We start from the raw sequence: 18,087 nt of genomic DNA, 5'->3' as shown, positions 1-18,087 counted from the left end.
AGGAGAAAAATGAAAATTTCCAAGCTGCTGATCGGCCTGTTGGCTGGTGCCCTGTCGCTGGCTGTCTATGCTCAGCAACCCATTGTGATCAAGTTTAGCCACGTCGTGGCTGCAGACACCCCGAAAGGCAAGGCGGCGGAAATGTTCGCCAAGAAGGCGGCCGAACTGACCAAGGGCAAAGTCAAGGTCGAGGTCTACGCCAATTCGACGCTGTACAAGGATAAGGAAGAAATGGAAGCGCTGCAGTTGGGCGCCGTCCAGATGCTGGCACCGTCGCTGGCCAAGTTCGGCCCGCTTGGCGTCAAGGAGTTCGAGGTCTTCGATCTACCGTTCATCTTCGCCAATTACGACGACCTGCGCAAAGTCACCAACGGCGCGGTCGGGAAAAATCTGCTGGCCAAGCTGGAACCCAAGGGCATTCGTGGTCTGGCTTACTGGGACAACGGGTTCAAATCTTTCTCGCTGAATTCGCCGATCAAGTCGCCGGCTGATCTGAAGGGCAAGAAGCTGCGCATCCAGTCCTCCAAGGTGCTTGAAGAGGAGGTTCGCGCCCTCGGCGGTTTGCCGCAGGTGATGGCCTTCTCCGAGGTTTACCAGGCGCTGCAGACCGGCGTGGTCGATGGCACCGAGAACCCGATTTCCAATCTCTATACGCAGAAGATGCATGAAGTGCAAAAGCATCTGACCCTGACCGAGCATGGCTACCTCGGCTATGCCGTGATCGTGAACAAGAAGTTCTGGGACGGTCTGCCGGCCGATGTCCGGGCGCAACTGAACGATGCGATGGAGCAGGCTACCCGCTACGCCAACCAGATCGCCAAGATCGAGAACGACAATGCGCTCGAGGCGGTAAAGAAAAGCGGCAAGACGACCATCTACGTGCCGACCAAGGAAGAGCGCCTGGCTTTCAAGAAGGCGCTGGTGCCGGTGCATCAGAAGATGGAAAGCCGGGTTGGCAAGGAGGTCATCCAGGCGGTGTACAAGGATATCGGATTCAAGCCGGATAGCCTGTAAGTCGTCGTAGCAACAAGAACCCGGGGGCTGCGGCCCCCGGGTTGCACTGGGGGAACCCGTTATGATCAACAAAGCGTTGAATCACCTTGAAGAGCTGCTGGTCACTTTCCTGATGGGCGCGGCCACGCTGATTATCTTCGTCTCCGTCATGCACCGTTATCTGGCCGGGCAGAATATTCCCGTCTTGCAGGACTGGTTGCTGACGCTCAATTTTGGCTGGGCGCAAGAGCTCTGCATCATCATGTTTGTCTGGATGGCCAAGTTCGGCGCCGCCTACGGCGTGCGTACCGGCATTCACGTCGGGGTCGATGTCCTGATCAACCGGCTCAACGAGGGCATGCGCGGCAAGTTCATCGTCTTCGGTCTGCTCGCCGGCGCTACGTTCACCGGCATCGTCGCTGCGCTGGGCGCCCATTTTGTCTGGGAAAACGGCGCCCACTACGCCATCTTCCAGTTTCTCGGCATTGATACCGGCGACAACTACGAAGGCCCGACGACGCCTGACCTCGAGTGGCCGACTTGGATTGTGTACAGCGCCATTCCGCTCGGCTCCTCGCTGATGTCTTTCCGTTTCCTGCAGGTCACCTGGAGCTTTCTGAAAACCGGCGAGTTGCCGCATCACGATCACGGTCATGTCGATGGTCTGGAAGAAGAAATTCCGCCAGTCGATTTCGACCCCTATGGCATGGACGACAACCTGCATATGCACGATCTGACGCACACCATGACCGGCGAGCGCCGAACGGGTAACGAGCGTCGCCATGCCGCCGACGGAAAGATCGATAGCGAACGGCGTCAGGCCGAGCGTCGTGCCAAGAACGAGAATGGAGACCAGCAATGAACGCCCTGGTGATTTTTAGTTTGCTGGCCGTCCTGATGCTGACCGGCATGCCGATCTCGATTTCGCTCGGCCTGACCGTGTTGACCTTCCTGTTCACGATGACCCAGGTACCGCTCGAATCGGTGGCGCTCAAGCTATTCACCGGTATCGAGAAGTTCGAGATCATGGCCATCCCGTTCTTCATCCTGGCCGGTAACTTTTTAACCCACGGCGGGGTGGCGAAGCGGATGATCAATTTCGCCACCTCGATGGTCGGCCACTGGTACGGCGGCCTCGGTCTGGCCGGCGTGCTAGCCTGCGCGCTGTTCGCAGCGGTCTCCGGCTCCAGTCCGGCGACGGTCGTGGCGATCGGCTCCATTCTGCTGCCGGCGATGGTCAAAGCCGGATTTCCGAACAAGTTCGGGGCCGGGGTGATCGCTACCTCGGGGGCGCTCGGCATCCTGATTCCGCCGTCCATCGTCATGGTGATGTACTCGGTGGCGACCAATACCTCGGTCGGCGCCTTGTTTATGGCCGGCGTCCTGCCCGGTCTGGCCCTGGCCGGCGTGCTCGGCGGCGTCACCTGGTATCGTGCCAAGAAGTTCAACTACCCGCGGCAACCGAAGGCGACCTGGGGCGAGCGCTGGAAAGCCTTCCGGGCGTCGGTCTGGGGCCTGCTGCTGATTGTCGTGGTGATGGGCGGGATCTACACCGGCATCTTCACGCCGACCGAGGCGGCCGCGATGTCGGCGGTCTATGCCTTCATTTGTGCGGTATTCATCTATAAGGACCTGGGTCTGAAAGACGTGCCGAAGGTGTTGCTCAATTCGGCCAACATGTCGGCGATGCTGCTCTACATCATCACCAATGCCGTGCTGTTCTCCTTCATCATGACCAACGAGAACATTCCGCAGGCGCTGGCCGACTGGATGCTGGGCAACGGCCTTGGCGTCATCACCTTCCTGTTGGCGGTGAATGTCATCCTGTTGCTGGCCGGCAATTTCATGGAGCCGTCGTCCATCGTGCTGATCTTCGCGCCGATCCTGTTCCCGGTTGCCGTGGCCCTCGGCATCCATCCGGTGCACTTCGGTATTCTGATGGTGGTGAACATGGAGGTCGGCATGTGCCATCCGCCGGTCGGCCTCAACCTGTACGTCGCCTCCGGTATTACCAAGATGGGCATCACCGAACTGACCGTCGCGGTCTGGCCGTGGCTGCTCTCGATGCTCGGCTTCTTGATCGTTGTCACCTACTGGCCGGGCCTGTCGCTCTGGCTGCCACGCACCTTGGGCATGCTGTGATCTGATCTGTCGGTGCAAAGCCGCGCCCCGCATTGTCCGGGCGCGGCTTTTTTATTTGGGGAGCGGCGTCTATGGCACAATCGGGACCCGTTTTTCGAATCAGCATTCCATGAAATTTGCTCTTGCCCTGCTTGCCGTCATCGTCGTTGCGCTAATCGTGCCGTTCTTCATTCCGCTTGGCAGTCAGCCCGAGGGCGTCGATCCGAACAACAACCTGCCGTGGCAAGTCGAATCCGACAACCAGGGCGGAAGCACGGTGTTTGGTCTGAAGCCGGGCGTCAGTACGCTGGGCGACGTGCGCCAGAAACTGGGCGCGGACATGGAAGTGGCGATCATTGCCGAGCCTGAAGAGTTGGGATCGCTGGAGGGCTACTACGCGCAGGTGCCGCTCGGTTTTGTGCTGGCCAAAGTGATTGTTACGGTCGATGCTTCAAAAGACACGATTTCCGCCATGCGCGAGCGGGCGCTGAAGGCCAAGCACATGGAGAGCACGACGCGGCGAATCACCTTGCATTCGGATGATCTGGCAGCGGCTGAAAATATGCCGGTGCGGGCGATCAGCGTGATTCCGACGGTCAATCTCGACGAAACGACGGTAATCCAGCGCTTTGGTCAACCGGACGAGCGGCTGGTGCTTTCCGAAAAGCGGGTGCATCTGCTCTATCCAAAAAAAGGCCTTGACGTGCTGGTCGATGGTGGTGGCAAGGAGTTGCTGCAGTACGTTGCGCCACGGGATTTTGCGTTGCTGCGCGAGCCGCTGCAGGCGACCAGGGACGACAAAGCCCCTGGTCAGTGAGGCAGGCGTAGGCGCCGCTATTCTGCTAAAATCGCCCGTTTTTCAACTGACTAGCTTTTGCGGAGCAATTAAATGGCTATCGAACGCACTCTCTCCATCATCAAACCCGACGCTGTTGCCAAGAACGTTATCGGCAAGATCTACTCCCGTTTCGAATCGAACGGCCTGAAGATCGTTGCTTCCAAGATGGCCTGGCTGTCCCCGCAGGAAGCCGGTCAGTTCTACAGCGTGCACAAGGAACGTCCTTTCTTCAAGGATCTGGTTTCCTTCATGATCTCCGGCCCGGTGATGATCCAGGTGCTGGAAGGCGAAAACGCCATCGCCAAGAACCGCGAACTGATGGGTGCCACCAACCCGAAGGAAGCTGCCGCCGGCACCATTCGCGCCGACTTCGCCGAATCGATCGACGCCAATGCCGTGCACGGCTCTGACGCCCCGGAAACCGCCGCTGTTGAAATCGGTTTCTTCTTTCCGGGCATGAACGTTTACGCCGGTCGTTGATTCACGCTCCCGTCGTCCCCGTGCAAGCGGGGATCCAGTCGTTTCTGGATTCCCGCCGGTGCGGGAATGACGGACTGGGATGCTGATGCAAAATCTTCTTGATCTTGATGGTGAAGGCCTGACTGCCTGGTTTGCCGGGGAGGGTGAAAAACCTTTCCGGGCACGGCAGGTGCTGCGCTGGATCCATCGTTCCGGCGTGGCTGATTTCGATGCCATGACCGACATTGCCAAGAGTCTCCGCGAAAAGCTCAAGGTGAAGGCGGTTGTCGCACCGCCAGTGGTTGTCTCCGACAAGCTGTCGGATGACGGCACGCGCAAGTTTCTGATCGACGTCGGCAATGGCAATGCCGTGGAAACGGTATTCATTCCCGAAGGCGAGCGCGGCACGCTGTGCGTTTCGACGCAAGCCGGCTGTGCGCTCGATTGCGCCTTTTGTTCGACCGGCAAGCAAGGCTTCAACCGCAACCTGACAGTGGCCGAGATCATCGGCCAGGTGTGGTTGGCCAATAACGCCTTGGGGGCGGTGCACGGCGACGAACGGGTCATTTCCAATGTCGTGCTGATGGGCATGGGCGAGCCGCTCGCCAACTTCGAGAATTCCGTCGCCGCGCTCAAATTGATGCTCGACGACAACGCCTATGGTCTGTCCCGCCGCCGCGTCACGGTGTCCACTTCCGGTCTGGTGCCGGTGATGGATCGCCTGCGCGATGAATGCCCGGTCGCTCTGGCGGTTTCGCTGCATGCGCCGAATGACCGACTGCGCGACGAACTGGTGCCGATCAACCAGAAATATCCGCTCAAGGAATTGATGGCGGCCTGCCGGCGCTATCTGGAAAAAGCGCCGCGTGATTTCATAACGTTTGAATATGTGATGCTCGACGGCATCAACGACAGTGACGCCCACGCCCGCGAACTGCTGGCGCTGGTCAAGACGGTGCCGTGCAAATTCAACCTGATTCCCTTCAACCCCTTTCCCGGTTCGCCGTTCCGCCGCTCACCGGCCGAACGGGTGCGCCGTTTCGCCGATATTTTGATGGGGGCAGGCATCGTCACCACGACGCGCAAGACGCGGGGCGACGATATCGACGCGGCTTGCGGCCAGTTGGCCGGACAGGTCCAGGACAAGACCAAACGTACTGCCGGGCGGGTGATTCCGATCAAGGAGGCAAGGCCATGAGAGTCTTTTCGCTGAAACAGCGGGTTGCTGGGGTAGCCCTGAGCCTGCTCTGTATTTTTGCCGCCGAGGCGCAATACAAATTCGATCCGGTACCGGCCGACCGCAACATGGCGGCCAACGATCCGCGTAACCGGGCCAGGATCCATACCGAACTCGGCGCGATGTATTACCAGAGCGGCAACATGTCGGTTGCCCTTGATGAACTGCGCATCGCGCTGTCCGCCGATTCGAATTACTTTCAGGCCTACAGTATTCGCGGTCTGGTTTTTACCTCGCTGAAAGAGTACGGCAAGGCCGAGGATGACTTTCGGCAGGCCCTCAACATTGCGCCGAACGATCCGGAAGTGAATAACAACTACGGCTGGTATCTTTGCGAGACAGGCAAGGAACGCCAATCGATCGCCTATTTTCTGAATGCCCTGAAAAGCCCGCTTTACGAGACGCCCGATCGTGCCTACAGCAATGCCGGCACTTGCGCCCTGAAGGCGGGTGATCTAGAAGGCGCCCAACGCTATTTGTTGCAGGCCCTGCAGTTGTCGCGTGATGGCGGTCTGACGCCGCGCTTCCAGTTGGCCAAGCTGTTTTACCAGCGTGGCAATCTCGAGGAGTCGCGGATCTACCTGCAGGACGTGCTCAAAGTGATGGAGCCGCCGAGCCCCGAAGCACTCTGGCTGGGCGTCAGGCTCGAGCGCAAGCTCGGCAACCGGGCGGCCGAAGGGGGTTACGCCTCGCAACTGCGCGGGCGTTTCCCGAATTCGCCCGAATATCAGGAATTCCTCAAGGGTAATTTTGAATGAGTGAGCAGATCAACGCCGACGAAATTACTGCCGAAGCGGCAGTATTGGTTATTGAGCCCGTGGTCGGAGAGCAACTGCGTGCAGCGCGTACAGCGCGTGGGTTGGCGGTTCTCGATATCGCCCAGGCACTGAAGCTGGGGGCACGGCAAGTCGAGGCACTGGAGAATGGAGATTGGGCGTCACTGCCCGGGGCAACGTTCGTTCGCGGCTTCGTGCGCAATTATGCCCGCCTGCTCCAGCTTGATCCGGCACCCCTGATGGCGCAACTCGACAGCGTTCTCGAAAAGCCGGTGAACAGTCTGTCGGTTCCCGAAGCTCGGCCTGCTTCGATGCCGCATACTGGCGGTGCCGCCTCGCGCCGCGACCGGGCGGTCGTCATGGCTGGCGCTGGCCTGGTCGTCCTGGCCGGACTGATCTATTTCCTGATTCCCAACGATCTGTCGGCTTTGCGCGAAAGTACCCAGAGCCTGCTTGATTCGCTGGCCCGCAAGGAAGAGCCGGCACCCGCCCCGGCCGACCCGGCGGCCGCGTCTGCCGAGCCGGTTTTCCCGCCGGGGGCGACGCCGCAGCAGATCATCAATCCGCAAGCGGTATCCCCGGCTGAAGTGACGCCTGCACCGGAGCGTGCCGAAGCGAAGCCCGCCGCACCGGCACCAGGGGCCGAGACGCCGCCTGCGCCCGCCAGCACTGCGCCGCAAATGCGCTTCGTCTTCGACAAGGAGTCGTGGCTTGAGGTGCGCGATCGCGACAACAAGCTGGTTTTCTCGCAGCGCGTGGCCGCCGGTTCGGAACAAAGCCTTTCCGGCCAGGGGCCGTTTTCGCTGGTGGTTGGTTATGCGCCCGGCGTGCGTGTTTTCTGGCATGGCCAAGCCGTCGACCTGACGCCGCACATGCGCGGCGACGTCGCCCGTTTCGTTCTGGAGTAAATCGTGAGCGCTGTATCCAAACGCCTGACGCGCCTCGGCAAGATTGGTCATGTGGCTATTGGCGGTAGTGCGCCGGTGGTCGTTCAGTCGATGACCAATACCGATACCGCCGACTATCTCGGCACGGCACTGCAAACTGCCGAACTGGCGCGGGCCGGTTCCGAGCTGGTGCGCATCACGGTCAATACGCCGGAGGCCGCCGCTGCCGTACCGAAAATCCGCGAACATCTCGACCGGATGAATTGCAACGTGCCGTTGATCGGTGATTTTCACTACAACGGCCACCGCCTGCTGACCGAGCATCCAGCTTGCGCCGAGGCGCTCGCCAAGTACCGGATCAATCCGGGCAACGTCGGTTTCGGCAAGAAGAAGGACGAGCAGTTCGCCCAGATGGTCGAACTGGCCTGTCGCTACGACAAGCCGGTGCGCATCGGCGTGAACTGGGGCAGCCTCGACCAGGAACTGCTCGCCCGGATCATGGACGAGAATAGCCGTCAGGCCGTACCGCTCGACGCCACGGAAATCATGCGCCATGCGATGGTGACGTCGGCCCTCGAATCGGCGGCGAGAGCCGAGGAAGTCGGCCTGGCTGGCGAAAAGATCATCCTGTCCTGCAAGGTTTCCAGCGTGCAGGATCTGATTGCCATCTACCGTGAATTGTCGAAGCGCGCCGATTATGCATTGCACCTCGGGCTGACCGAAGCCGGCATGGGCTCGAAGGGCATCGTTGCCTCGACGGCAGCGCTTTCCGTGCTGCTGCAGGAAGGCATTGGTGACACCATTCGTGTCTCCTTGACGCCGGAACCCGGCGGTTCGCGGTCGCAGGAAGTGATCGTCGCCCAGGAAATCCTGCAGACCATGGGCCTGCGTGCTTTTACACCGATGGTCGCGGCCTGCCCGGGCTGTGGCCGGACGACCAGTACCCTGTTCCAGGAACTGGCCGGCGAAGTGCAGGATTTCGTCCGCGCCAAAATGCCTGAATGGAAGCTGCATTACGACGGTGCCGAGAACATGACACTGGCCGTCATGGGCTGCATCGTCAACGGGCCGGGCGAATCGAAGCATGCCAACATCGGCATCTCGTTGCCGGGTACCGGCGAAGCCCCTTCCGCGCCGGTTTATGAAGATGGCGAAAAGACGGTCACCCTGAAAGGCGACAACATCGCCAATGAGTTCAAACAGATCATCGAGCGCTATGTCCAGCGCACCTACAACAAGAAACTGAAGTCATGAGTCAAACCTTGCAAGCCGTCCGCGGGATGAACGACATCCTGCCCGAAGAAGCCGAATTCTGGGAATTGTTCGAGGACACCATCCGCTCCTGGCTGAAGAGCTATGGCTACCGTCCGATCCGCATGCCGATCGTCGAACCGACGCCGCTCTTCAAGCGCGCCATCGGCGAAGTGACCGACATCGTCGAGAAGGAAATGTATTCCTTCATCGATAGCCTGAACGGCGAACCGCTGACCTTGCGTCCGGAAGGGACGGCCGGTTGTGTGCGTGCCGTCATTCAGCACAACTTGATCGCCCGCCAGCCGCAGCGCCTGTACTACATAGGCCAGATGTTCCGCCATGAGCGGCCGCAGAAGGGGCGTTACCGCCAGTTTCATCAGGTTGGCGTCGAAGCGCTCGGCTATGAAGGGCCGGACATCGATGCCGAAATGATCCTGATGGGCGCCCGCCTGTGGGCCGACCTCGGGCTGGACGGCATTGCCCTCCAGCTCAACAGCCTCGGCCAGCCGGAGGAGCGCGCCTTGCACCGGGCCGCGTTGATCGCCTATTTCGAGGAAAACGCCGAGTTGCTCGATGAAGATGGCAAGCGCCGTCTGCATACCAATCCGCTGCGCATCCTTGATACCAAGAACCCGGCGATGCAGGATCTGTGCGCAGCCGCGCCAAAGCTGATCGACTACCTCGGGGCCGCGTCGCTGGCCCATTTTGAAGGCGTGCAGCGTGTGTTGCGCGATGCCGGCATTCCTTTTACGATCAACCCGCGACTGGTTCGTGGCCTCGATTACTACAACCTGACGGTGTTCGAGTGGGTCACTGACCGTCTCGGTGCGCAGGGTACGGTTTGTGCCGGTGGCCGTTACGATGGCCTGGTCGGGCAACTGGGGGGCAAGGCGGCGGCGGCCTGTGGATTTGCGATGGGTATCGAGCGCCTGATTGCCTTGATCAAGGATGCCGGTGGTGAGCCGGCTGCCCCGGCGCCCGATGTCTATCTGGTCCATCAGGGTGATGAGGCTTCCCGTCTGGCTTTCCGCGTTGCCGAAGGGCTGCGTGACCAGGGTGTCAATGTGTTGCTGCATTGCGGCGGGGGCAGCTTCAAGTCGCAGATGAAAAAGGCAGATGGTAGCGGTGCGGCATTCGCCGTGATCATCGGCGATGACGAAGCGGCAACCGGCGAGGCGCAACTCAAGTCGTTGCGCGAAGAGGGTGTGGCACAGCAAAAGCTGAAAATTGATGATCTGGCTGACGCCATCATCGGACAATTGATCGATTCGGACGAAGAGGAATAAGCACGTGGCGCATTACGACCTCGAAGAGCAGGAACAGATAGCGACGCTGAAAACCTGGTGGAAGATGTACGGCAACCTCGTTTCCGGGGTGATTACCGTCTTTTGCCTGGTAGTGATCGGCTGGCAGGGCTGGAACTGGTATCAGCGCAGCCAGTCGGGACAGGCTTCGGCCATTTACAACGTGCTCGAACAGGCCGTGGCGGCCGGCGATGCCCAGAAGGTCAAGGGCGCCGCCGGTGAACTCGCCGAAAAGTTCGGGCGGACCACCTATGCTTCGCTCGGGGCCTTGCTGGCTGCCAAGCAATCTTTCGATGCGGGTGACCTGAAGACTGCCAAGGCCCAGCTGGGTTGGGCTGCAGAGCATGGCAAGGACGAAATCAAGGATCTCGCCAGATTGCGCCTGGCCGCCGTGCAGCTTGATGAAAAGGCTTACGACGAAGCGCTCAAGCAGTTGGAGGCGTCGCATGCGCCGACCTTCGATGCCCGTTTCCTCGAGTTGAAGGGCGACGTGCTGACGGCCCAAGGTAAAAAGCCGGAAGCCCGTGCTGCCTACAAGGCTGCGCTGGACAAGGCGGAAAACAAGCCGGGGGCCGGCCAGCAACTGATCCAGCAAAAGCTCGACAGCCTGGGTGAGGCCGCCTGATGCCGCGCCGCCTGGTTTTGCTTCTCGCTGCAGCCGGTTTGATGCTGAATGGCTGTGCGACCATTACCGACGGTATCAGCTCGCTCAATCCGTTCGCCAGTTCCGGTCCGAAAATGCAGCCGCTGAAGCCGTTCGTCGCAACGGCCGAAGTACGCACCGCGTGGTCGGCCAGTGCTGGCAAGGCCGGTGACTACAGCTTCGCGCCGGCGGTGGTCGGCAATGCCGTTTATGTCGCTGGCCGGGATGGTGCGGTCAGCAAGCTGGATGGCGGCAAAACCGTCTGGAAGATCAATGCCGGTCAGCCCTTGTCGGCTGGTGTGGGCGCCAATGCTCGGCTGGTTGTCGTCGGTACGCCGCGGGGCGATGTCCTGGCCTTCTCGGCCGAGGACGGCAAGCCGCTCTGGCAGGCCAAGGCTTCCAGCGAAGTGCTGGCCGCCCCGACCGTCAGCGATGACGGTGTCGCGGTCAAGAGCGGCGATAACCGCGTCTTCCTGTTCGATGTGGCCGACGGAACGCGCAAGTGGGTTTATCAGCGGTCGACGCCGACGCTGTCGATTCGCAGTGCCGGATCGCCGGTCTTTGCCGATCGCTTTGTCTTTGTCGGTTTCCCCGGTGGAAAATTGGTCGCCTTGTCCTTGCAGAACGGAGCACCGGTCTGGGAGGGCGCCGTGGCGCTGCCCAAGGGCGCGACCGAACTGGATCGGGTGGCCGACATCGTTGCCTCGCCGGTCGTCGATGGCCGTCAGATTTGTGCCGTCGCCTTTCAGGGCCGCGTTGCCTGTTTCGACATGGGGCAGGGCGGGGCGATGATCTGGTCGCGCGAACTTTCCTCGGCCGCCGGATTGGCGCTCGACGGGCGTTATCTCTTCGTTACCGACGACAAGGGCGCCGTCCATGCCCTCGACCGTTTGTCCGGCAGCAGTCTGTGGAAACAGGACAAGCTGCTCAATCGCCGGCTTTCCGGCCCGGCCGTACGCCGTGGTCTGGTTGCCGTGGCCGACGCCGAAGGCATTGTCCATTTTTTATCCCGTGAAGACGGCAGTTTTGCTGCCCGTCAGAAGACCGACGGCACATCTGTTCGTACGCCGGTTCAATTGCTCGGTTCAAGCTTTCTGGTGCAAACCGCTGGCGGCAACGTGAGCGCAATCGAGGCTCAATGAAACCTACGTTAGTTCTGGTAGGCCGACCGAATGTCGGCAAATCCACTCTTTTCAACCGCCTGACCAAGTCGCGCGACGCCATCGTCGCCGATATGCCCGGGCTTACCCGCGACCGTCATTACGGCCACGGGAAACTCGGGCGCAAGCCTTATCTGGTGGTCGATACCGGCGGTTTCGAGCCAATGATCAAGGAAGGCATCCTGCATGAAATGGCGCGCCAGACCGAGCAGGCGATCGTCGAAGCCGATGCCGTCATCTTCGTGGTCGATGGCCGCGCCGGCCTGACGCCGCACGACAAGGAAATTGCCAACAAGCTGCGGCGGATCGGGCGGCCGGTCTTTGTCGCCGTCAACAAGTCGGAAGGCATGAATCACGGGATGGTCGAAGCCGAATTCCATGAACTAGGCTTGGGCGAACCGAATGCAATTTCGTCGGCCCATGGCGAAGGCGTGCGTGGCCTGGTTGATCTGGCTTTGGAGGCGTTTCCTGAGCCGGATGAGGAGGAGGCAAAGTCCGACTCGGTGCGCGTCGCGATTGTCGGTCGTCCGAACGTCGGCAAATCGACGCTGATCAATACCTTGCTTGGCGAAGAGCGGGTCATCGCCTTCGATGCGCCGGGCACGACCCGTGATTCGATCGAAATCGATTTCGAGCGGGGTGGCCGCAAGTACGTGCTGGTCGACACCGCCGGCATGCGCAAACGCGGCAAGGTTTTCGAATCGATCGAAAAATTCTCGGTGGTCAAGACGCTGCAATCGATCGAGGATGCCAATGTCGTCATTCTGATGGTCGATGCGCAGGCTGACGTTTCCGAGCAGGATGCGCATATTGCCGATTTCATCGTGCAATCCGGTCGCGCACTGGTCGTCGCGGTGAATAAGTGGGACGGTCTCGATGCCTATACCCGGGAACAGACGCGCGTGATTCTAGAGCGCAAGCTGAAATTCCTCGATTTCGCCAAGTTTCATTTCATTTCGGCGCGCGACAATATCGGTCTGGAGTCGCTGTTCCGTTCGGTCGACGGCGCTTTTGCTGCCGCCATGACAAAAATGTCGACGCCCCGACTGGCTCGCGTGCTGGCTGATGCGGTGGCCAAGCAGGCGCCGTCCAAGCATGGCCTTTTCCGACCGAAACCGCGTTATGCCCACCAAGGCGGCTCGAATCCGCCGATCATCGTCGTCCATGGCAATGCGGTCGATAAAATCACCGATAGCTATCGCCGTTACCTTGAGCATACCTTCCGCGAGGCATTCAAACTTCAGGGGACGCCATTGCGCATCCAGTTTGTCAGCGCGAAGAATCCGTTTGCCGACAAAGACAAGAAATAAACCCTAAATGCTTTGGCAACCCGAGGTATTTTGGGTACATTAGGCAACTCATAACAACACACATGGAGTCCACACCATGAGCAACAAAGGGCAACTCTTACAAGACCCCTTCCTCAACGCTCTCCGTCGGGAGCATGTTCCCGTTTCGATTTACCTGGTCAACGGGATCAAATTGCAGGGCCAAGTCGAATCCTTCGATCAGTACGTTGTACTGCTCAAGAATACGGTAACCCAAATGGTGTACAAGCACGCCATCTCGACGGTAGTGCCAGCTCGCCCGGTAAATCTCCAGCAAGAACAGGCGGCGGAACAATAAGCTCCCGCTCCAAGGCCCGTCCAGTTGGCGGGCCGTTGCTTCTCCCTCCCAGAATACCTCATGACTGAACGACCAGCCGCCGTAGAGCGCGCGGTGATCGTTCAACTTGACTTCGGTCAGCCCGATCTCGCAGATCAGCTGGAAGAGGTACGTCTGCTGGCCGAGTCGGCGGGCGGAGTGGTCGTTGGCGAAGTTTTTGGCCGGCGGCAAAGTCCCGATCCCAAAACGTTTGCCGGCAAAGGAAAAGTCCAGGAGATTTCCGCCATGCTGGCTACTGGCGCGTCGGATCTGGTGATTTTCAATCACGAACTGTCGCCGGCCCAGGAACGGAATCTCGAGCGCGAACTCAAATGCCGGGTGATTGACCGAACCAGCCTGATTCTCGATATCTTTGCCCAGCGCGCCGCCAGCGCCGAAGGCAAGTTGCAGGTCGAGCTGGCGCAGCTTGAGCATTTGTCGACCCGTCTGGTTCGGGGCTGGACACACTTGGAGCGGCAGCGTGGCGGTATCGGCATGCGTGGTCCGGGCGAAACCCAGCTCGAAACCGACCGTCGATTGCTCGGCAACCGGGTCAGGCTGCTCAAGGAACGTCTGGTAAAACTGTCGCGACAGCGCGGTGTTCAGCGCAAGGCGCGGCGGCGAGGTGATACGCTGAACGTTTCGTTGGTCGGTTATACCAATGCCGGCAAGTCAACGTTGTTCAATGCGCTGACCCATGCCGGTGTTTTTGCGGCCGACCAGCTTTTTGCGACGCTTGATACCACTTCACGCAAATTGTGGATTGAAGGTGCCGGCAATATCGTGATTTCCGATACTGTCGGGTTCATTCGCGATTTGCCTCACTCTCTGGTCGATGCCTTTCACGCCACCCTGGAGGCCGCCATTGATGCCGATGTATTGCTGCACGTGGTGGATAGCGCCAGCCATGCTCGCGATGAGCAAGTATTTGAAGTGAACAAGGTGCTTGAAGAGATTGGCGCCAGCCAGTTGCGACAGGTCGTCGTCTGGAACAAGATCGACCTGACCGAGGCGCCGCCGGGAGTCGAGCGGGACGAATATGGTAATATCGCGCGCGTTCGTGTCAGTGCGCGCTCAGGAGACGGTCTCGATATGCTGCGCGAATCGCTGGCCGAGTATGCCCGGGCAAAGGCAGTGGCCCGTCAAAAGGCTCTCGCCGATGCCGAGCGTGAAGCTCAACACGACTACACTAAGTGAATTCCCAACACCAATGATTCCTACACTAGGTATTCTCATGTCGATCAATGACCCGCAGTGGGGCAACCGTGGCAGCAATGACGGTGACAAGCCCGGTGGTGGCGGACCTCGCCGACCCAACGACGGACCGCCCGATCTCGAAGAGTTGTGGCGCGATTTCAACCGCAAGCTGACCGGCATGTTTGGCAAGAAGGGCGGTGGTGGCGGCAATGGCGGCGGTGACGGCCCGCGTATCCCGAATATCGACTTCAATCCGAAGTTTCTCGGTGGCGGCCTGGGTCTGATCGCCGGTCTGGTTGCGGTGGTCTGGCTGGCTTCCGGGTTCTATATTGTCGATGCCTCGCAGCGCGGTATCGTGCTGCAGTTTGGCAGCTACAAGGAATCAACCGAACCTGGCCTGCGCTGGCGTTTTCCTTACCCCTTCCAGTCGCATGAGTTGGTCAATCTGTCCGGGGTGCGTACCCTGGAAATCGGTTATCGCGGCACCGAACGCAACAAGGTGCTGAAAGAGGCCCTGATGCTGACCGATGACGAAAACATCGTGAATATCCAGTTCGCCGTGCAATACATCCTGAAGGATCCGGTTGAGTATCTTTTCAACAATCGCCATACGGATGACGCGGTGATGGGAGCGGCGGAATCGGCGGTGCGTGAAATCGTCGGCAAGAGCGAGATGAACTTTGTCCTTTATGAAGGGCGCGAGCAGATTGCGACTCAGGCCGCCAAGCTGATGCAGGATATTCTCGACCGTTACAAGAGCGGGATTCTGGTCTCCAAGGTGACGATGCAGAATGCCCAGCCTCCCGAGCAGGTCCAGTCGGCTTTCGATGATGCCGTCAAGGCCGGGCAGGATCGTGAGCGGCAGAAAAATGAAGGCCAGGCCTACGCCAATGATGTAATACCCAAGGCCAAAGGTACGGCTGCCCGCCTGATGGAAGAGGCCAATGGCCACAAACAGCGGGTCATCTCGACGGCGGAAGGCGATGCCTCACGCTTCAAGCAGGTTCAGGTCGAGTATGCCAAGGCGCCGGAAGTAACCCGTCAGCGTATGTATCTGGAAACCATGCAGCAGGTCTATGGCAATACCAGCAAGGTGCTGGTTGATGCCAAGGGGCAGGGCAATCTGCTTTATCTGCCGCTCGATAAGCTGATGCAGTCGGCCGCCGGCATGACGGCGGCGCAGATTGGTCCGGTCGAGGCTCAGGCGGCTCAGGCTGTCGGCAAACCAGCCGCGCAGTTGCCGTCGGAAGCGCCGCCGCAGCTTGAGCGGGCGCCGCAAGTCGGCGGTGGTTCGTATTCGTCTTCGAGTTCGCGCGATGCTTCGTTGCGCTCACGTGATCGGGAGGGACGTTGATGAGTCCGCGTATCAATGTTTTGGGCGGCATCATCGCCGCCGTACTGGTGGTCCTGGCAATGTCGATCTTTACCGTCGATCAACGCCAGTACGCGCTGGTTTTTCAACTGGGCGAAGTCAAGAAGGTAATCGCTGAGCCGGGTCTGAATTTCAAGATTCCGATGATCCAGAATGTGCGTTATTTCGAAAAGCGCATCATCACGCTCGATAACAACGAGCCGGAGCGTTTCATTACCTCCGAGAAAAAGAACGTTCTGGTTGATTCCTATATCAAGTGGCGAATCGTTGATCCCCGTCTCTACTATATTTCGGTGAGTGGCGACGAAACGCGGGCCAAGACGCGGCTGAACCAGACGGTTAATGCCGGGCTGCGTGAAGAGTTCGGCAAACGCACTGTGCACGATGTGGTGTCTGGCGAGCGTGACAAGATCATGGAGCAGATGCGCGAAAAGGCCGATAGTGATGCCCGCAAGATCGGTGTCCAGATTGTCGATGTCCGCCTGAAGCGCGTCGAGTTGCCGACCGAAGTCAGCGAGGCGGTTTACCGCCGGATGGAAGCGGAACGTAAGCGCGTCGCCAACGAGCTGCGTTCGGAAGGCTCCGCCGAGGCCGAGAAGATTCGCGCCGATGCCGACCGGCAGCGCGAGATCATCATTGCCGATGCTTATCGCGATGCGCAAAAAATCAAAGGTGAGGGCGATGCCAAGGCTTCGGCGATTTATGCCGGTGCTTTCGGTCAGAGTCCCGAGTTTTACTCCTTCTATCGCAGCCTTGAAGCGTATCGTGGCAGCTTCAAGAACAAGACTGACATTCTGGTCGTTGATCCGAGTTCCGATTTCTTCCGCTACATGAAGAGCGTCGGTCGTAGCAACGACAAGGGCAAATGACATCGACCATCCTGCTTGCCTTCGCGCTGATGTTGGTGCTCGAAGGCATCATGCCCTTTATTGCGCCGGCGGCCTGGCGTGAAACCTTTCGCCGCCTCATTCAATTTTCGGACGGGCAGATCCGCTTTGTTGGTCTGACCTCGATGCTGATCGGCCTCGTCCTTCTGATGCTTTTTTCATGAACTGGTTGTTACCTGAATACATTGCCGATGCGCTGCCGGCCGAGGCTGCACGTATCGAGCGTCTGCGCCGCACAGTCCTGGATCATTTCCAGGTCCGCGGTTTCGAATTCGTCATGCCGCCGATGCTGGAATACCTGGAATCGTTGCTGACCGGGGCGGGGCAGGATCTGCAGCTGCGCACCTTCAAGCTGGTCGACCAGCTCTCCGGGCGAACGATGGGCGTGCGCGCCGACATCACCCCGCAGGCGGCCCGCATCGATGCACACCTGCTGAACCACCAGGGCGTGACCCGTCTGAGTTATTGCGGCAGCGTGCTGCATACCCTGCCGGCCAGCGTTTCGGCTGGTCGCGAGCCGGTGCAGATCGGTGCCGAACTCTACGGTTATGCCGGTATTGAGGCCGATCTCGATATCATCCGGCTGATGGCAGGGGCTTTCGAGGCGGTCAAACTACCGATCAGTCGTATCGATCTCGGTCATGTCGGTATTTTCCGCGCTCTCGCCGAAGCCGCTGCTTTGCCGCAGGAGGCCGAAGACCTTGTTCTCAGTCTGTTGCAGGCCAAGGATGTGCCGGGGCTGAGCGAAGCCTGTGCCGAGGTTGTTTCGCCGTATCGCGAAGCGCTGCTCGCCTTGCCGCTGCTCTATGGTGGCGTCGAGGTGCTGGCGCGCGCGGCCGCCGAATTGCCCGCGCTGCCGGCTATCGTCGCTGCGCTCGACGGCTTGCGCCACGTTTTCGAGGCGGCGCCGGAACTGCCGTTCTCGGTTGATCTGTCCGATTTGCGTGGTTACCACTATCACAACGGGGTGGTTTTTGCCGCCTACTGTCCTGGCTACCCGGCTGCGATTGCCCTTGGTGGACGCTATGACGGCGCCGGGAAAACCTTCGGCCGAGCTCGGCCGGCCACTGGATTTTCGATGGATTTACGTGAAGTTGCTCGTCTGGTGGTGGCTGGTCGGCAGCCGGGGGCGATTCTTGCTTCCTATGCCGGTCACGACAAGCTGCTTGCCGCCCATATTGCAGCGCTGCGCGCTCAGGGCGAAGTTGTCGTCGAATTACTGCCGGGCGAGACCGCCTGCGAAGGCCCGGTCTGTGACCGCAAGCTGGCCCTGGTTGGTGGGCAATGGATTATTGAAGCAATACAAGAGGATTAA

The 18,087-nt window shown here is 59.8% G+C and carries 19 protein-coding genes; all 19 read left to right on the top strand.

The window, feature by feature from the left end; translation table 11 throughout:
- The first annotated feature begins 9 nt into the window (after positions 1-9).
- The 19 genes from ACLIKD_RS11420 (at position 10) to ACLIKD_RS11330 (ending at position 18,087) form a co-directional block, all read left to right on the top strand.
- Positions 10-1,014 (top strand): TRAP transporter substrate-binding protein, encoded by a 1,005-nt coding sequence (locus ACLIKD_RS11420; RefSeq protein WP_226416268.1) that lies wholly within the window; start codon positions 10-12, stop codon positions 1,012-1,014.
- Positions 1,015-1,078: 64 nt separating this feature from the next.
- Positions 1,079-1,855, top strand: coding sequence for a TRAP transporter small permease (locus ACLIKD_RS11415; RefSeq protein WP_428828337.1), 777 nt, complete (start codon positions 1,079-1,081; stop codon positions 1,853-1,855).
- Positions 1,852-3,135 carry a TRAP transporter large permease gene (locus ACLIKD_RS11410; protein ID WP_226416267.1) on the top strand — a complete coding sequence of 428 codons (1,284 nt, stop codon included), beginning with the start codon at positions 1,852-1,854 and terminating at the stop codon, positions 3,133-3,135. The genes ACLIKD_RS11415 and ACLIKD_RS11410 overlap by 4 nt, the downstream gene beginning before the upstream one ends.
- Before the next feature lie 109 nt (positions 3,136-3,244).
- A complete protein-coding gene (locus tag ACLIKD_RS11405; RefSeq protein WP_428825156.1) occupies positions 3,245-3,931 on the top strand; it encodes a hypothetical protein in 687 nt (228 codons plus the stop codon).
- A gap of 72 nt (positions 3,932-4,003) precedes the next feature.
- On the top strand, positions 4,004-4,432 hold the full coding sequence (gene ndk, locus ACLIKD_RS11400) for a nucleoside-diphosphate kinase (protein WP_428825155.1): 429 nt from the start codon (positions 4,004-4,006) through the stop codon (positions 4,430-4,432).
- 85 nt (positions 4,433-4,517) lie between these two features.
- Entirely contained in the window at positions 4,518-5,609 is a 1,092-nt protein-coding gene (gene rlmN, locus ACLIKD_RS11395; RefSeq protein ID WP_428825154.1) for a 23S rRNA (adenine(2503)-C(2))-methyltransferase RlmN, read from the top strand.
- Positions 5,606-6,406: a type IV pilus biogenesis/stability protein PilW gene (gene pilW / locus ACLIKD_RS11390; RefSeq protein ID WP_226416263.1), complete on the top strand. Its 801-nt coding sequence runs from the start codon at positions 5,606-5,608 to the stop codon at positions 6,404-6,406. Before rlmN ends, pilW begins: the two co-directional genes overlap by 4 nt.
- The gene (locus tag ACLIKD_RS11385) at positions 6,403-7,332 is read left to right on the top strand and encodes a helix-turn-helix domain-containing protein (protein WP_428825153.1); all 930 of its coding nucleotides are present in this window, start codon (positions 6,403-6,405) and stop codon (positions 7,330-7,332) included. The genes pilW and ACLIKD_RS11385 overlap by 4 nt, the downstream gene beginning before the upstream one ends.
- A 3-nt stretch (positions 7,333-7,335) precedes the next feature.
- The gene (ispG, locus tag ACLIKD_RS11380; RefSeq protein WP_428825152.1) at positions 7,336-8,565 is read left to right on the top strand and encodes a flavodoxin-dependent (E)-4-hydroxy-3-methylbut-2-enyl-diphosphate synthase; all 1,230 of its coding nucleotides are present in this window, start codon (positions 7,336-7,338) and stop codon (positions 8,563-8,565) included.
- Complete coding sequence (gene hisS / locus ACLIKD_RS11375) at positions 8,562-9,851, top strand: histidine--tRNA ligase (protein WP_428825151.1); 1,290 nt, start codon at positions 8,562-8,564, stop codon at positions 9,849-9,851. Before ispG ends, hisS begins: the two co-directional genes overlap by 4 nt.
- 4 nt (positions 9,852-9,855) lie before the next feature.
- Complete coding sequence (locus tag ACLIKD_RS11370) at positions 9,856-10,494, top strand: YfgM family protein (RefSeq protein WP_428825150.1); 639 nt, start codon at positions 9,856-9,858, stop codon at positions 10,492-10,494.
- Positions 10,494-11,654, top strand: coding sequence for an outer membrane protein assembly factor BamB (gene bamB, locus ACLIKD_RS11365; protein ID WP_428825149.1), 1,161 nt, complete (start codon positions 10,494-10,496; stop codon positions 11,652-11,654). The genes ACLIKD_RS11370 and bamB overlap by 1 nt, the downstream gene beginning before the upstream one ends.
- Positions 11,651-12,982 (top strand): ribosome biogenesis GTPase Der, encoded by a 1,332-nt coding sequence (gene der, locus ACLIKD_RS11360; protein ID WP_226471061.1) that lies wholly within the window; start codon positions 11,651-11,653, stop codon positions 12,980-12,982. Before bamB ends, der begins: the two co-directional genes overlap by 4 nt.
- 76 nt (positions 12,983-13,058) lie before the next feature.
- Positions 13,059-13,298, top strand: a complete 240-nt coding sequence (gene hfq, locus ACLIKD_RS11355; RefSeq protein ID WP_226416256.1) for an RNA chaperone Hfq — start codon at positions 13,059-13,061, stop codon at positions 13,296-13,298.
- Between the two features lie 60 nt (positions 13,299-13,358).
- Positions 13,359-14,513 (top strand): GTPase HflX, encoded by a 1,155-nt coding sequence (gene hflX / locus ACLIKD_RS11350; protein WP_226473272.1) that lies wholly within the window; start codon positions 13,359-13,361, stop codon positions 14,511-14,513.
- A 37-nt stretch (positions 14,514-14,550) separates the two neighbouring features.
- Positions 14,551-15,867, top strand: coding sequence for an FtsH protease activity modulator HflK (gene hflK / locus ACLIKD_RS11345; protein WP_428825148.1), 1,317 nt, complete (start codon positions 14,551-14,553; stop codon positions 15,865-15,867).
- Entirely contained in the window at positions 15,867-16,754 is an 888-nt protein-coding gene (gene hflC / locus ACLIKD_RS11340) for a protease modulator HflC (RefSeq protein ID WP_226416253.1), read from the top strand. Before hflK ends, hflC begins: the two co-directional genes overlap by 1 nt.
- The gene (locus tag ACLIKD_RS11335; protein WP_226416252.1) at positions 16,751-16,936 is read left to right on the top strand and encodes a DUF2065 domain-containing protein; all 186 of its coding nucleotides are present in this window, start codon (positions 16,751-16,753) and stop codon (positions 16,934-16,936) included. Before hflC ends, ACLIKD_RS11335 begins: the two co-directional genes overlap by 4 nt.
- On the top strand, positions 16,933-18,087 hold the full coding sequence (locus tag ACLIKD_RS11330; protein ID WP_428825147.1) for an ATP phosphoribosyltransferase regulatory subunit: 1,155 nt from the start codon (positions 16,933-16,935) through the stop codon (positions 18,085-18,087). Before ACLIKD_RS11335 ends, ACLIKD_RS11330 begins: the two co-directional genes overlap by 4 nt.

The organism is Azonexus sp. IMCC34842 (genome assembly GCF_050368855.1).
In the GTDB taxonomy this organism is placed as follows: Bacteria; Pseudomonadota; Gammaproteobacteria; order Burkholderiales; family Rhodocyclaceae; genus Azonexus; species Azonexus denitrificans_A.
This window is presented reverse-complemented; position numbering and strand designations above follow the sequence as displayed.

Excerpts from the sequence above, each read along its gene's own strand:
- ndk (WP_428825155.1), top strand. The coding sequence starts at position 4,004 with ATGGCTATCGAACGCACTCTCTCCATCATCAAACCCGACGCTGTTGCC.
- ACLIKD_RS11405 (WP_428825156.1), top strand. The coding sequence starts at position 3,245 with ATGAAATTTGCTCTTGCCCTGCTTGCCGTCATCGTCGTTGCGCTAATC.
- hisS (WP_428825151.1), top strand. The coding sequence starts at position 8,562 with ATGAGTCAAACCTTGCAAGCCGTCCGCGGGATGAACGACATCCTGCCC.
- pilW (WP_226416263.1), top strand. The coding sequence starts at position 5,606 with ATGAGAGTCTTTTCGCTGAAACAGCGGGTTGCTGGGGTAGCCCTGAGC.
- hfq (WP_226416256.1), top strand. The coding sequence starts at position 13,059 with ATGAGCAACAAAGGGCAACTCTTACAAGACCCCTTCCTCAACGCTCTC.
- hflX (WP_226473272.1), top strand. The coding sequence starts at position 13,359 with ATGACTGAACGACCAGCCGCCGTAGAGCGCGCGGTGATCGTTCAACTT.
- bamB (WP_428825149.1), top strand. The coding sequence starts at position 10,494 with ATGCCGCGCCGCCTGGTTTTGCTTCTCGCTGCAGCCGGTTTGATGCTG.
- ACLIKD_RS11330 (WP_428825147.1), top strand. The coding sequence starts at position 16,933 with ATGAACTGGTTGTTACCTGAATACATTGCCGATGCGCTGCCGGCCGAG.
- rlmN (WP_428825154.1), top strand. The coding sequence starts at position 4,518 with ATGCAAAATCTTCTTGATCTTGATGGTGAAGGCCTGACTGCCTGGTTT.
- der (WP_226471061.1), top strand. The coding sequence starts at position 11,651 with ATGAAACCTACGTTAGTTCTGGTAGGCCGACCGAATGTCGGCAAATCC.
- hflK (WP_428825148.1), top strand. The coding sequence starts at position 14,551 with ATGTCGATCAATGACCCGCAGTGGGGCAACCGTGGCAGCAATGACGGT.
- ACLIKD_RS11335 (WP_226416252.1), top strand. The coding sequence starts at position 16,751 with ATGACATCGACCATCCTGCTTGCCTTCGCGCTGATGTTGGTGCTCGAA.
- ACLIKD_RS11410 (WP_226416267.1), top strand. The coding sequence starts at position 1,852 with ATGAACGCCCTGGTGATTTTTAGTTTGCTGGCCGTCCTGATGCTGACC.
- ACLIKD_RS11420 (WP_226416268.1), top strand. The coding sequence starts at position 10 with ATGAAAATTTCCAAGCTGCTGATCGGCCTGTTGGCTGGTGCCCTGTCG.
- hflC (WP_226416253.1), top strand. The coding sequence starts at position 15,867 with ATGAGTCCGCGTATCAATGTTTTGGGCGGCATCATCGCCGCCGTACTG.
- ACLIKD_RS11385 (WP_428825153.1), top strand. The coding sequence starts at position 6,403 with ATGAGTGAGCAGATCAACGCCGACGAAATTACTGCCGAAGCGGCAGTA.